The sequence below is a fragment of the Frigoribacterium sp. CF331 genome (assembly GCF_057787905.1).
The window spans coordinates 1,019,453-1,033,498 of record NZ_CM173545.1 but is presented as its reverse complement, the minus strand read 5'-3'; the positions used below and the strand labels follow the sequence as shown (position 1 = coordinate 1,033,498).

Annotated in this window: 12 protein-coding genes; 10 read left to right on the top strand and 2 right to left on the bottom strand. The window is 73.5% G+C overall.

The features are described 5' to 3' along the window. Nucleotides 1-7: 7 nt before the first annotated feature. The 9 genes from AC3CCI_RS04820 (at nucleotide 8) to AC3CCI_RS04780 (ending at nucleotide 11,002) form a co-directional block, all read left to right on the top strand. Nucleotides 8-1,309 (top strand): ABC transporter substrate-binding protein, encoded by a 1,302-nt coding sequence (locus tag AC3CCI_RS04820; protein WP_488628276.1) that lies wholly within the window; start codon nucleotides 8-10, stop codon nucleotides 1,307-1,309. An 11-nt stretch (nucleotides 1,310-1,320) separates the two neighbouring features. Next, the gene (locus AC3CCI_RS04815; RefSeq protein ID WP_488628661.1) at nucleotides 1,321-2,334 is read left to right on the top strand and encodes a carbohydrate ABC transporter permease; all 1,014 of its coding nucleotides are present in this window, start codon (nucleotides 1,321-1,323) and stop codon (nucleotides 2,332-2,334) included. Beyond that, nucleotides 2,331-3,242 carry a carbohydrate ABC transporter permease gene (locus AC3CCI_RS04810; protein WP_488628275.1) on the top strand — a complete coding sequence of 304 codons (912 nt, stop codon included), beginning with the start codon at nucleotides 2,331-2,333 and terminating at the stop codon, nucleotides 3,240-3,242. Before AC3CCI_RS04815 ends, AC3CCI_RS04810 begins: the two co-directional genes overlap by 4 nt. Before the next feature lie 99 nt (nucleotides 3,243-3,341). Then, a complete protein-coding gene (locus tag AC3CCI_RS04805) occupies nucleotides 3,342-4,397 on the top strand; it encodes a glycoside hydrolase family 130 protein (protein WP_488628274.1) in 1,056 nt (351 codons plus the stop codon). 65 nt (nucleotides 4,398-4,462) lie between these two features. Continuing rightward, on the top strand, nucleotides 4,463-6,649 hold the full coding sequence (locus tag AC3CCI_RS04800; RefSeq protein WP_488628273.1) for a hypothetical protein: 2,187 nt from the start codon (nucleotides 4,463-4,465) through the stop codon (nucleotides 6,647-6,649). Between the two features lie 117 nt (nucleotides 6,650-6,766). Then, a complete protein-coding gene (locus AC3CCI_RS04795) occupies nucleotides 6,767-7,012 on the top strand; it encodes a hypothetical protein (RefSeq protein WP_354595673.1) in 246 nt (81 codons plus the stop codon). A 116-nt stretch (nucleotides 7,013-7,128) separates the two neighbouring features. After that, nucleotides 7,129-7,743 carry a 2Fe-2S iron-sulfur cluster-binding protein gene (locus tag AC3CCI_RS04790; RefSeq protein ID WP_354595674.1) on the top strand — a complete coding sequence of 205 codons (615 nt, stop codon included), beginning with the start codon at nucleotides 7,129-7,131 and terminating at the stop codon, nucleotides 7,741-7,743. Beyond that, a complete protein-coding gene (locus tag AC3CCI_RS04785) occupies nucleotides 7,740-8,873 on the top strand; it encodes an FAD binding domain-containing protein (protein ID WP_488628272.1) in 1,134 nt (377 codons plus the stop codon). The genes AC3CCI_RS04790 and AC3CCI_RS04785 overlap by 4 nt, the downstream gene beginning before the upstream one ends. Further along, nucleotides 8,870-11,002 carry a xanthine dehydrogenase family protein molybdopterin-binding subunit gene (locus tag AC3CCI_RS04780; protein ID WP_488628271.1) on the top strand — a complete coding sequence of 711 codons (2,133 nt, stop codon included), beginning with the start codon at nucleotides 8,870-8,872 and terminating at the stop codon, nucleotides 11,000-11,002. The genes AC3CCI_RS04785 and AC3CCI_RS04780 overlap by 4 nt, the downstream gene beginning before the upstream one ends. 62 nt (nucleotides 11,003-11,064) lie before the next feature. On the opposite strand, the gene AC3CCI_RS04775 is transcribed toward AC3CCI_RS04780, so the two are convergent. After that, nucleotides 11,065-12,039, bottom strand: coding sequence for an XdhC family protein (locus tag AC3CCI_RS04775; protein WP_354595677.1), 975 nt, complete (start codon nucleotides 12,037-12,039; stop codon nucleotides 11,065-11,067). 130 nt (nucleotides 12,040-12,169) lie between these two features. On the opposite strand from AC3CCI_RS04775, the gene AC3CCI_RS04770 reads away from it, so the two are divergent. After that, the gene (locus tag AC3CCI_RS04770; protein WP_488628270.1) at nucleotides 12,170-12,910 is read left to right on the top strand and encodes a nucleotidyltransferase family protein; all 741 of its coding nucleotides are present in this window, start codon (nucleotides 12,170-12,172) and stop codon (nucleotides 12,908-12,910) included. A gap of 18 nt (nucleotides 12,911-12,928) precedes the next feature. Here AC3CCI_RS04770 and AC3CCI_RS04765 read toward each other — a convergent pair whose 3' ends face one another. Beyond that, nucleotides 12,929-14,014, bottom strand: a complete 1,086-nt coding sequence (locus AC3CCI_RS04765) for a hypothetical protein (protein WP_488628269.1) — start codon at nucleotides 14,012-14,014, stop codon at nucleotides 12,929-12,931. Nucleotides 14,015-14,046 lie beyond the last annotated feature (32 nt).

Sequence of the window (14,046 nt, the reverse complement as noted above, 5' to 3'; positions counted from 1 at the left end):
GAACACCGTGCAACGACGCACACGCTTCACCCGCCGCGCCACCCTCGGCGCCACCGTCCTGGTCGCCGCCCTCGGCCTGACCGCCTGCTCGGGCGGAGGCGGCGCCTCGAGCGACGCCCTCACCGCCAAGGGCCCCATCACGATCTGGTACTCGAACAACGAGCAGGAGGTCAGCTGGGGCAAGGCCATGGTAGAGGCCTGGAACGCCGACCACCCCGACGAGCAGGTCAAGGGTCAGGAGATCCCCGCCGGCAAGTCGAGCGAGGAGGTCATCGGGGCGGCCATCACGGCCGGCAACGCGCCCTGCCTCGTCTACAACACCGCCCCGAGCGCGGTCGGGCAGTTCCAGAAGCAGGGCGGCCTCGTCGACCTGTCGAGCTTCCCCGACGGCGCCAGCTACATCGAGGAGCGCAGCGGCGACCTCGCGAAGCAGTACCAGGACGCCGACGGCAAGTACTACCAGCTGCCCTGGAAGTCCAACCCGGTGATGATCTTCTACAACAAGGACCTCTTCACGAAGGCCGGACTCGACGCCGAGAACCCGAGCCTGTCGACCTACGACGACTTCCTCGCGACCTCGAAGACCCTCGTCGACGCGGGCGTCTCGAAGTACGCCATCCACCCGGCCCCGACGAGCGAGTTCTTCCAGTCGCAGTTCGACTTCATGCCGCTCTACGCCGCCGAGACCGGGGGCACCGGCCTCGTCGAGGACGGCAAGGCCACCTTCGCCGACACCGCGGGCGAGGACGTCGCGACCTTCTGGCGTTCGCTCTACGAGCAGGGCCTGGCGGGTCAGGAGCAGTACACGGGCGACTCGTTCGCCGACGGAGAGGCCGCGATGTCGATCGTGGGGCCCTGGGCCGTGTCCGTGTACAAGGACGTCAACTGGGGTGCCGTGCCCGTCCCGACCAAGGACGGCACGAGTGCCGACGAGACCTACACGTTCAGCGACGCGAAGAACGTCGGGATGTACACCGCCTGCGAGAACCAGGGCACGGCGTGGGACTTCCTGAAGTTCTCGACCAGCAGCGACGAGGACCGCGCCCTGCTCGAGACCACGGGCCAGATGCCGATCCGCACCGACCTGGCCTCGACCTACGCCGACTACTTCTCGGCGAACCCGTCGTACCAGCTCTTCGGCGAACAGGCCGCCCGTACGGTCGAGGTGCCGGCGGGCCCGAACACGGTCGCCGAGCTGCAGGCCTTCCGCGACGCGTGGTCGAACAGCGTGATCTTCGGCAAGGGTGACGTCGACTCGTCGCTGAAGGACGCCGCGGACAAGATCGACGAGCTCGCGGCGCAGGGCTGATCGTGTCCACCGTGCACGAGGCGGCGGCAGCGTCGCCGACCGCCGGCCGCTCCGAGGAGGCGCACCGCGCCTCCTCGGGAGGCCCCGGTTCGGGGCACCGGGCGGGCCGTCGCCGAGGTGACGACCCGCGCGGGCGTCGCCGGGGCGGCCTGCTCGGCAAGAACCCGCTCGGCCTGCTGTTCAGCGCGCCGTACCTGGTGTTCGTGCTGGCGGTGTTCGCGTACCCGCTGGTCTACGCGGTCTACATCGCGTTCCACGACTACTTCTTCACCGCCCCCGGCGCGGTCGTCGCCCGCCCCTTCGTCGGCCTCGACAACTTCGTCACCGCGTTCACCGACCCGGCGGTCATCCGCTCGTTCGGCAACGTCGGCGTCTTCCTGGTGATCAACGTCCCGTTGACCGTCGTGCTGAGCATGGTGCTCGCCACGGCGCTCGACCGGGTCGTGCACTTCCGGGGCTTCCTGCGGGTGGCGTTCTACGTGCCGTACCTCACGGCGAGCGTCGCGGTGGTCGCCGTCTGGCTGTTCCTGTTCAACGGCGACGGACTCGTCAACCAGGTGCTCGGGCCGCTGGCCCCCACGCCGTCGTGGTTGATCAACTCGGCCTGGGCGATGCCCTCGATCGCGCTGTTCGTCACGTGGAAGCAGCTCGGCTTCTACATCCTGCTGTACCTCGCGGCACTGCAGAACGTGCCGAAGGAGCTGTACGAGGCGGCGTCGAGCGACGGTGCCGGCCCGATCCGGTCGTTCTTCACCGTCACGGTGCCGGGCGTCCGGCCCGCCACCGTGCTCGTGCTGCTCGTCTCGACCGTCACGGGTGCGAACCTCTTCACCGAGCCGTACCTGCTGACCGGGGGAGGCGGGCCGAACGGCGCGTCGACCTCGCCCGTGCTGCTGATGTACCAGAAGGGCATCGAGCAGGGGAACCCCGACCAGGCGGCCGCCATCGGCGTCGTGCTCGTGATCCTCGTGCTGGTCATCGCCCTGCTGCAGAACCGGTTCGCCGGTGGGAAGGACGAACGATGACGCTCGTCGACGACCACGCCCCGACCCCCGGGGCGAGCCCCGCCCGCACCCCGCGGGTGGCGAAGAAGCCACCGCTGACCCGTGCCCAGACGACGCTGCGGGGCGTCGTGCTCGCGATCGGCGCCCTGGCCTTCCTGTTCCCCTTCTACTACATGGTGATCGGGTCGCTGCAGACCAAGCCCGACCCGACCGTGGCGGGTGCCTTCCCGCACCCGTCGAACCTGACGGTCGAGAACTACGCCGCGATCGACAGCCGCATCGGACTGCTGACCGGCCTGGTCAACTCGGGCATCTTCACGGTCGGCGTGCTCGCCTGCACCCTCGTGTTCGGCGTGCTGGTCGGCTACGCGTTGGCCGTGCTGCAGTGGCGGGGCCGCGGGGTCACCTTCGCCCTGGCGCTCCTCGTGCAGGTGGTGCCGTTCCAGCTGCTGATCATCCCGCTGTACGTGCTGATCGCGCGCAACTACGGGTTGAGCGACAACTACCTCGGCATGATCCTGCCGTTCGCCATCAACTCGACGGCGGTGATCATCTTCCGGCAGTACTTCCTGCAGCTGCCGAAGGAGCTCTTCGAGGCGGCCCGCATCGACGGCACCGGCGAGTTCCGGCTGCTGTGGAACATCGCGCTGCCGCTCGTGCGCCCCGCGCTGGTCACGGCCCTGCTGCTGACCTTCATCGGCCCGTGGAACGAGTTCCTCTGGCCGTTCCTCATCACGAAGGAGGCCTCGATGCAGCCCCTGGCCGTCTCGCTGGCGAACTACATCAGCAACGTCGCGGCGACGGCGGCGAACCCGTTCGGCGCCACCCTCGCCGGTGCCGTCGTGCTGGCCGCGCCGGTCGTCCTGCTCTTCATCGTGTTCCAGCGCTACTTCATCTCGACCGACGTCGGTTCGAGCGTGAAGGGCTGACCGCCCTCGCACGCCGCCGTCCCGACCCCGTCGAGGAGGCGCGGTGCCGGCGCCCCGCGCCCCGCGCCTCCTCGGCTCCCTCCACCCGAAAGGCCCCCCATGGCTGACTTCCCCTACCGACTGACCCGCCTGGGCGTCGTGATGACCCCCGACCCCGATTCGCCCGACGAGGCCGAGGGGGTGCTCAACCCCGGCTCGGGGCGTGGGCCCGACGGCGAGCTGTACCTGCTGCCGCGACTCGTCGCCGCGGGCAACGTGTCGCGCGTCGGCCTGGCCCGGGTCGTCGTCGAGGACGGCGTGCCGGTCGGCGTGGCCCGCGAGGGCGTCGTCCTCGCACCCGACCGCGGGTGGGAACGGGGTGCCACGCACTCCGGCGTCGAGGACCCCCGCGTGACCTGGATCGCCGAGCTCGGCCTGCACGTCATGACCTACGTCGCCTACGGTCCGCTGGGGCCGCGCACGGCCGTGGCCGTCAGCGACGACCTGCGCGACTGGCGTCGGCTCGGCCCGGCGACGTTCGAGTACGTCGACGAGCTCGACACCGACCTCGGGCTCTTCCACAACAAGGACACCGTGTTCTTCCCCGAGGCCGTCACGGCACCCGACGGCGTGCGCAGCTTCGCCGTGCTGCACCGGCCCATGTGGCACATCGGGGCGACGGTGCCGGGCGAGGGCAGCCCGCTGCCGGCCGGCGTCACCGACGGGCGGCACTCGATCTGGATCAGCTACGTGCCGGTCGACGCCGTCGCGGCCGACCCCCGGGCGCTGGCCCGCTGGGGGCAGCACCGCTTCGTCGCCGGGCCGGCCTTCCCCTTCGAGGAGCTCAAGATCGGCGGCGGCCCGCCCCCGCTCCGCGTGCCCGAGGGCTGGCTGCTGCTGCACCACGGTGTCACCGGCGTGATCGACGACGCCTTCGCCCAGCAGCAGAACGTGAACTACGCCGCGGGCGGCATGATCCTCGACGCCGACGACCCGTCCCGCGTGGTCACCCGGTCGGAGGTGCCGCTGCTCGAGGCCGAGACCGCCGACGAGCGCGACGGCATCGTGCCGAACGTGGTTTTCCCCACGGCGATCGAGCAGATCGACGGCGTCGACGTCGTCTTCTACGGCATGGCCGACTCGAAGATCGGCGTCGCCCGCCTCGACCGGGCCTGACCCGCGCCCGGGTCCGCGCCGCCCGTCACCCCCAGAGACCAACGACAAGAAGGAGGCGGTCGACGATGATCGCACGCAACCCACGATGGACGGGCGCGGCACTGGCCGCGGCCCTGGCGACCGTGCTGGGGGTGACGGGGGCGCTGCCGGCTGCCGCCGCGCCTCCCGGGCCGGCGGCCGCGCCGACGACGGCACCGACCGCACCCGCCGTGCCGGGCGGTGCGCCCACGACGCCGGCCGTCGCGCCGCTGACGAACCTGGCGCACCTGGACTACCTGCTCGACCAGGCGACGCCCGCGCCCGAGGCCGGGCACTCGACGTACCGGCAGGACGTCGAGCCGACGCTCACCCTGCCGTGGACCTATGCCGACGCCCGGGACGGCGGCACCTTCGCCCGGGTGGGCGGCGGCCCGCTCGACCCCGCGACCGGCTACTGGGGGCAGGGCGCCTACAACAGCGACGACGTGTCGCGAGCGGCCGTCGTCTACCTGCGCGACTGGAAGCAGACCGGCTCGGAGGCGAGCCGTGAGAAGGCGTACGAGCTGCTGCGCGCGACCGCGTACTTCCAGACCACGACCGGCGACGCCGCCGGCAACGTCGTGCTCTGGATGCAGCCCGACGGCACGTTCAACCGCAGCCCCGTGCCGGTCGAGCTGCCCGACCCGTCCGACAGCGGCAACAGCTACTGGTTGGCCCGCAGCATCTGGGCCTTCGGCGAGGGCTACGCCGCCTTCGCGCAGAGCGACCCCGCGTTCGCCGCGTTCCTGCAGCAGCGGCTGCAGCTCGGCGTGACGGCCCTGAACCGCGACACGCTGTCGCACTACGGAGAGTACGACGTGGCCGACGGGGTGAAGGTGCCCGCGTGGCTGATCGTCGACGGGGCCGACGCCTCGTCCGAGGCCGTCCTCGGGCTGACCGCCTACTCGGCCGTCGCGCCGGGGGACGCGGCCGCGCGGACCGCCCTGACGCAGCTCGCCGAGGGAGTCGCGGCGATGTCGTCGGGCGACGGGCAGACCTGGCCGTACGGAGCCGTGCTGCCCTGGGCGAAGTCCCGCTCGATGTGGCACGCCTGGTCGTCGCAGATGCCCGTCGCCCTGGCCAGGGCCTCCACCCTGCTCGGTCGACCCGACCTGCTGAAGCCGGCCGTGCTCGACCAGACGTCGTTCACCACGACCCTGCTCACCGCGAGCGGGCCCGACAACGCCTGGTACCCGACCCCCGTCGACCAGACGCAGATCGCCTACGGGGCCGACTCGCGGCTGCAGTCGGCGCTCGCCGTGGCGTCGGCGTCGGGCTCGGGCTCCGGTGTCGGCCAGGGCTCCGGCCCGGGTGCGACGGGACCGGGTGCGAAGGGCCCTGACGCGAAGGGGTCGACGGCCCCGGGGCTGAGGCGCATCGCGGCAGTGGCCGCGAGCTGGTACTTCGGCACCAACCGCTCGGGCGCTCCCGTGTACGACCGCGCCACGGGCGTGACCTACGACGGCGTGCAGGCCGACGGCACGGTCAACCGCAACAGCGGCGCCGAGAGCACGATCCACGGTCTGCTGTCGATGATCGCGCTCGACGGCGCCCCCGACGTCTCGGCCGAGGCGCAGGGCCTGACGAGCGTCACCTCGCGTGACGGCCTCACCGTGGTCGAGGCCGAGACGGCGTCGACCACGACGGGCACCGTCGTCACGCCCGACTCGGCCTGGACGGGCGAGTCGCAGTACAGCGGTGGCTCGGCCCTGCGTCTCGAGCCCGGGCAGAGCGCGACGATCACGGTGCCCGCGGGCTCCGGGCTGCGGCACGTCGAGCCCGTGCTGCTGGCCGCAGAGGGCGTCCGGTCGACGTCGGTCTGGAAGTCGGGTCGCGTGCCCCTGGGGACGCTGACGACGCAGGCCGGCGCCCAGGGCGTGACCGCCGCCTCCGGGGCCCTGCTGCCCCAGACCCTGCCGGTGCCGATCGGTGCCGGGGCGACGACGATCACCGTGACCGCCGGGCGGAACGCGACCGTCGTCGACGGCCTGATCGTGCGCCCGCTCGTGCAGCGGCTGGTGCTCGCCGGCACGGCGGCCGACGGGCGGGCGACGACGACCGAACTGGTGTCGTCGACCTCGCGCCTGCCGCTGCCGACCTCGGTCGGCGTGCGGGGCAGCCGGTCGTCGCTGTCGTCGTACGACGCGCAGGGCCGCCTCGTGCAGCAGCGCGACGTCCAGGGCCGCAGCGTGGTGCTGGTCAAGCCCGGGGGCTTCGCCGTGCTCACCCGCTAGCGCGCCCCCCGAGACCCCAGGAACCCGCTCAGACCCCACGCCGCGCGCAAGGGTCTCGGCGACTTCCTGGGGTCTCGTCGCGCCGGGACCGCAGGAGGCGCGGGTACGGTCGGACGCATGAGCGACGACACCCAGGCCCCCGGTCCCGACGACGCCGACCGCGACACGAGCCCTGGGCACCCGGTCGACCACGACCCGACCGGCATGACCGACGACGAGAAGCGGCACGACCAGCTCACCCGGGCCCCGAAGTCGGACGAGTCGGACGCGGCCCCGCGCATCACGACCGAGGACCGCGGCGACGGCGTCACCCGCATCGACGTCGCCGACACCGCCAAGGTCCGCCCGGGCAAGGCCGACTGACGCGGGGTGGGGGTCGGCGGGCCGTCCGCGGCGGCCGACCCGCGCCTCCTCCCCACGCGCTTCGCAAACGGGACAGCACCCGTGCGCCCGCGTGCCCCCGGGCATACCGTGCACGCATGGTGTCCCAGGTCAGCGCAGAAACCAGTCCACCGAACGCGACGACGGGCACGGGTGCGAACCCGCCCGGCGTGCCCACCACGACGATCACGCTCGACGTCAACGGCAGCCCGCACCGGCTCGAGGTCGACAACCGCACGTCGCTGCTCGACGCCCTGCGCGAGCGACTCGACCTGACCGGCTCGAAGAAGGGTTGCGACCACGGCCAGTGCGGCGCCTGCACGGTGCTCGTCGACGGACGTCGCACCAACAGCTGTCTCGTCCTGGCCGTCAGCGCCGAGGGCAGCGACGTCACCACGGTCGAGGGCCTGGCCGACGGCGACGCCCTCCACCCGGTGCAGCAGGCGTTCCTCGACCGGGACGCCTACCAGTGCGGCTACTGCACGCCGGGCCAGATCTGCTCGACGGTCGGCATGCTCGAGGAGGCGCGGGCCGGCATGCCGAGCCACGTCACCACCGACATCACCGACGGAGAGATCGACCTCGACGACGAGGAGGTCCGCGAACGCCTCAGCGGCAACCTCTGCCGCTGCGGGGCCTACCTGAACATCGTCCCGGCCGTGCACGACGCGGCCTGCGCGCACGACGCCGCCACCGAGGGAGCCACCCGATGAAGACGTTCGAGTACGAGCGGGCGACCGACGTCGCCTCCGCGGTCGCCATCCTCGACCGCACCCCGAACGCCAAGGCCCTGGCCGGCGGCACCAACCTGGTCGACCTGATGAAGCTCGGCGTCGAGCGTCCGGACCTGCTGGTCGACGTCAGCCGCCTCGACTTCGGCGGCGTCGACGAGCTGCCCGACGGCGGGCTGCGCATCGGCGCGGGGGTCCGCAACAGCGACCTCGCCGCCCACCCGCTCGTCCGCACCCGCTACCCGGCCCTGACCCGTGCCCTGGTCAGCGCGGCCTCGGGTCAGCTGCGCAACCAGGCGACGACCGGCGGCAACCTGCTGCAGCGCACCCGGTGCACCTACTTCATGGACACCACGAAGCCCTGCAACAAGCGCGAACCCGGCACGGGGTGCGGCGCGATCGCCGGACTGTCGCGCGAGCTCGGCATCCTCGGCGTCAACGACCTCTGCATCGCGACGCACCCGGGCGACATGGCCGTCGCCCTGGCCGCCCTCGACGCCGTGGTCGTCTTCGAGACCGTCGACGGCGAGCAGCGCCTGCCGGTCGACGAGTTCTTCCGCGAGCCGGGAGACGACCCGACCCGCGACACGAACCTGCCGAGCGGGGCCCTGATCACGGCGGTCGAGCTGCCGGCACTGCCGGTCGCGACGAACTCGACCTACCGCAAGGCGCGCGACCGCCGGTCGTACGCCTTCGCCCTGGGCTCGGTCGCCGCCGCGCTGTCGGTCGACGACGCCGGCCTCGTGACCGACGTCCGCATCGCCCTGGGGGCCGCGTCGCCCGTGCCGTGGCGCGCCCGCAAGGCCGAGGAGGCGCTGGTCGGCTCGCCGGCGACGCCCGCCTCGTTCGCGGCCGCCGCGCAGCTCGAGCTGGCCGCCGCGACGACCACCGAGCAGAACGCCTTCAAGGTCGCGCTGCTGACCCGCCTCGTCGTCGGGGTGCTGAGCGAGCTCGCCGGCCTCGACCACGCGGCCGACGACACGGGAGAGGGCGTCGATCCCTCTCCGTTCCGCCCGACGGGAGCCAACGGGGCGCACCGGCACGTCGCGGCCGACGTCGAACCGGCGACCGACGACGGCACCGGCACCGGCTCCGAGGGGAGCGCCGCATGACCGCCGTCGACGTCGTCACGCCCGTCGACACGAGCGTCCCCACCGGTCTCGGCGCCCCCGTCGCCCGGCTCGAGGGCCGCGACAAGGTGACCGGTGCCGCCCGCTACACCTACGAGCACACGCCCGACGGCGTGCTCTACGGCTGGATCGTGCAGTCGACGGTGACGACCGGCACGATCACCGGCTCGAACCGCGACGAGGTGCTCGCCATGCCCGGCGTGCAGGACGTGATCACCCACGAGCAGGCCCCGCACCTCGAGGACGCCGAGGACGGCGAGCTGCTCGTGCTGCAGTCGGCCGCCGTCGCCTACCGCGGGCAGCCCGTCGCGCTCGTCGTGGCCGACACGTTCGACACGGCGCGCGAGGCGGCCTCGGCCCTGACCTTCGACTACGACGTGGGCCCCGGTGACGTCGTGCTCGGCACGGACCACCCGTCGCTCTACGCTCCCGAGACCGTCAACGCGGGCTTCGAGACCGACACCTCGCAGGGCGACGTCGACGCGGCGATGGCCGACTCGTCCGTCACCATCGACGAGACGTACGAGACCGCCGCCCTGTTCAACAGCCCGATGGAGCCGCACGCCACGGTCGCCACCTGGGTCGACGGCGAGCTCGACGTGCTCGACTCGAACCAGGGCACCAGCGGCGTGGCGACGACGCTCGCCACGCTCTTCTCGCTCGACCCGTCGGCCGTGCGCGTGCGGGCCGAGCACGTCGGCGGCGGCTTCGGCTCGAAGGGTTCGGCACGCCCCGTCGTGGTGCTCGCCTCGATCGGAGCGATGCGGACCGGTCGTCCGGTGAAGGTCGCCTACACGCGCCAGATGATGTTCGCGATCGCGGGTTACCGCACGCCGACGATCTCGCGCGTCCGGCTGGCCGCCGACTCCGAGGGGCACCTCTCGGCCCTGTCGCACGAGGCCTACTCGCACTCGTCGACGCTGCAGGAGTTCACCGAGCAGACCGCCGAGCCGACCCGTCACCTGTGGGCCGCGCCGAGCCGTCTCATGACGCACCGCCTGGCCCGACTCGACGTGCCGACGCCGCGCTGGATGCGCGCGCCGGGCGAGGCGCCGGGCGTCTACGCCGTCGAGTCGGCGATGGACGAACTGGCGTCGAAGCTCGACCTCGACCCGGTCGAGCTGCGCGTCCGCAACGAGCCCGAGGTCGACCCGCACACCGGCCAGCCGTTCAGCAGTCGGCACCTGGTCGACTGCCTGCGGCGCGGAGCCGAGCTGTTCGGCTGGGAGGGCCGCGACCCCCGCCAGGGCGTGCGCCGGGTCGGACGCTGGCTGGTCGGCACGGGCGTCGCCGCCGCGACCTACCCCGCGAGCGTCATGCCCGCGGGTGCCCGGGTGACCGCGTTGCCCGGCGGCCGGTTCGAGGTGGGCGTCAACGCGACCGACATCGGCCAGGGCGCCCGCACGGTCATGGCGCAGATCGCCGCCTCCGAGCTGGGCGTGCCGCTCGACCTGGTCGACCTGCACATCGCCGACAGCAGGCTGCCGACCGCCGGCGTGGCCGGCGGGTCGTCGGGCACGGCGTCGTGGGGGTGGGCGGTCACCAAGGCGAGCAGGCAGGTGACCGAGCTGCTGGCGCAGGGCCAGCCCGTGCCTCCCGAGGGCCTCGAGGTCGTCGTCGACATCGCCGAGGACATCGCGGCCATGAGCGACCACTCGCGGTTCGCGTACGGCGCCCAGTTCGTCGAGGCGCGCGTCGACCTCGACTCGGGCGAGATCGTCGTGCCGCGCATGGTCGGCGTCTTCGCGGCCGGGCGCATCATGAACGCGCGCACCGCCCGGTCGCAGTTCGTCGGCGGCATGACGATGGGCCTGTCGATGGCGCTGCACGAGCACGGCATGCTCGACCCGACCCAGGGCGACTACGGCAACCACGACTTCGCGACGTACCACGTGGCGGCCAACGCCGACGTGGGGTCGATCGAGGTCGAGTGGCTCGACGAGGAGGACCCGCACCTCGCCCCGATGGGCGGCAAAGGCATCGGCGAGATCGGCAACGTCGGGGCCGCGGCGGCCGTGGCGAACGCCGTCGCCCACGCGACCGGCATCCGGGTGCGCGACCTGCCGATCCAGCCCGACAAGCTGCTCGCCGAGCTGCCCACGCGGTACTGACCGTCCCCGCGGACGGGAGGCGCGGTGTCGGCGGACGCCGCGCCTCCTGCCCGTGGGCCGCGTCAGCCGATCAGGTGGATGCTGCCGTCGCGGTCGCGCAGCGGCGCCCGCGAGGCTCCCGAGCGTGCGGCGAGCACCTCGGCCAGGATCGACACGGCGGTCTCCTCGGGCGTGCTCGCGCCGAGGTCGAGCCCGATGGGCGAGTGCAGGCGGGCCAGCGCCTCGTCGCCGACCGACCGCTCGCGCAGGGCCGCCATGCGTCGGTCGTGGGTCACGCGTGACCCCATCGCCCCGACGTAGGCCGCCGGTGAGGCCAGCGCCGCGGCGACCAGGTCGGCGTCGAAGCGTTCGTCGTGCGAGAGCACGGCGACGACCGTGCGCTCGTCGACCTCGGTGCGCGCCAGGTAGTTCGGCGGCCACTCGACGACGACCTCGTCGGCCGAGGGGAACCGCTCAGGGGTCATGAAGACGGGTCGCGGGTCGCACACCGTCACCCGGTAGCCGAGCACGGCCCCGGCGTTGCAGAGGGCCACGGCGAACTCGACGGCTCCGAAGACGAGGAGGCGCGGCGGAGGCACCGAGCGCTCGCCGAAGACCCTCAGGCCGTCGCAGTCGTCGACGGTCGGCACGACCTCGCCGGTGCGGACCGGCCCGAGCACCACGTGGGCGGTGGCCTCACGACCGGCGGCGGCGTCGCGCAGGGCCGCGATCGTCACGGCGTCGTCGGGCGTGACGAGTCGGGCGAGCACCTCGATGCGTCCGCCACAGCTCAGGCCGACCTCGAACGCCGTCTCGTCGCTGAAGCCGAAGGTCTCGAGCTGGGCCACGCCGTCGTCGAGCACCTGGGTGCAGATCTCGTACACCGCGCCCTCGACGCAGCCGCCCGAGATGCTGCCGATCACGGTGCCGTCGGTCGTCACGGCCATCGAGGTGCCGACCGTGCGCGGGGCGCTGCCCACCACCGAGACGGCCGTCGCCACGGCCAGGCGCTCGCCCGCGTCGAGGCGGGCCAGCAGGCGGTCGGCGATCTCGAACACGGGACTCCTCGGGTCGGCGTCGGGCGGCGCCAGACCTCGATGCTGCCACGGCCCGGGGCCGGCGGCACGTCACGCCGCCGGACGTTCGCCGCGTGGACAGCCCGACCGAGCCCCCGGCTACCCTGACCCCATGCCCGACGACGCCCGCCCGACCCGCGCCGCCGGGGGCACCGGCCCGTCGCACGCGGACGCACCCGGCACGGGCGCATCCGGCGCGGGCGCACCTGGCACGGTCGCGCCCGGCGCGGACTCGTCGGAGGGAGGCGTGGTCGGCTTGCTGCTCGCGGCCGGGGCCGGGACGCGCATGGGCCGCCCGAAGGCGCTCGTGGTCGACGAGCACGGGCCCTGGCTGACCCGCACGGTGGCGACCCTGCTCGACGGGGGCTGCGACCGCGTCGTCGTCGTGCTCGGTGCGGGCGAGGACGAGGCGCGGCCGCTGCTGGCCGCCGACCCGCGCCTCCTCGGGTCAGACGCCCCGGCGCGCGTGTCGGTCGTCGTCGCGGACGACTGGGCCGACGGCCTCGCCGCCTCGCTCGCCACCGGGCTGACCGCGCTCGCCGCGTCCGACCCCGAGGAGGCGCGGCTCGCCGTCGTCACGCTCGTCGACTACCCGGGTCTGCCGACGGCCGCCGTCTCGCGGTTGCTGTCGCCCGCGGCCGCCGACGCGCCGCTCGGCCCGACCGTACTGCGGCGCTCGGTGTTCGGCGGACGCCCGGGTCACCCCGTCGTGGTCGGACGGTCCCACTGGGCCGACCTCGTGGCGTCCCTCACCGGAGATCGCGGGGCCGGTCCCTACCTGACGGCCCACGCCGCCGAACCGGTCGACTGCTCCGACCTCTGGGACGGCTGCGACGTCGACGCCCCCACCTGACCCCGCACCGGCCGAGCGTCAGTTGCACTTCCCGCTGCCGCTGAAGCACGGGGTGTAGTTCGCGGGCAGGGGCTCCTGGCGGGGGGTGGGGGACTCCCACCGGTCGCCGGGGACGGGCGCGCCGACCGCGCCGACCACGACCAGCCCGGCGACGACGACGGTCGCGACCACGGCGCCACGATGACCGGCGGTGATCGCGGCGAACAGCGCGACGACGAGACAGGCGAGGCAGGCGACGAGGGTCCTCAGCCAGCCGGCCGCGGCGTCGTCGCTGACGGTCGGAGGGTCGCCGAAGAGGCTGAACTCGGCCGAGAACCACTGCCCGGCCAGCGAGAGCATCAGCAGGGCGCCCGCCGCGAGGGCGAGGGCCTCGACGACGACGGCGACGCGGTGGACGGTGGAGCGGCCTTCGCGGGGACGGCTCACGCCGGCCGGGGGTGCCGCAGGCCCCGGGGAGGCCGCCGCGCCGACGGGGGTGGGTCCGGCCGATGCGGGTCCGACGGGTTCGGGTCCGACGGGTTCGGGTACTACCGGTTCGAGTCCTACCGGCCCGGGTCCGACCGGCCCGGGCGCGTCTCCGGGCGCGCGTGCGGCCGCAGGTGTGGCCTGGCCCGTCGACTCGCGATCGCCCCGTCCCGACCGTGCCGCGAGGACGACGAACGCCGCCAAGCCGACGGTGGCGGCGAACGGCAGGCTGACGAAGACCAGGGTGGGCAGGGTGTAAGGCGAGAAACCGGCCCGGATGCCCGACGTGACGCCCGACCCGACCGTCAGCTCGACGCCCGCCCGGGCGACGGCCGCCGCGGCGACGTAGAGCCAGGCCCGGCGCGACGGGGTGGCGTCCGACCACCGCCGGGCGACCAACACGGCGAGGAGGGCCCAGACGACGAACGGCACGAGCCCGACGCGGGCGAGCGCCTCGGGCAGCTCGAGCAGCGAGGCGACGGTGCGTCCGGCCGAGGCCGACACCGTGAACAGCACCCGTCCGGCGACGATCAGGGCCGCCGCGGTGCCGACCACCCAGGCGACCTCGTGCCGGTCGACCCGTCGGCGCGGGCTCGCCGCCGCCCCCGCCGGCCGGCCCCCGGGCTGAGTGTTCGTCATGGGTAGACGCTAGCGGCGGCTGGCCTGGCAGA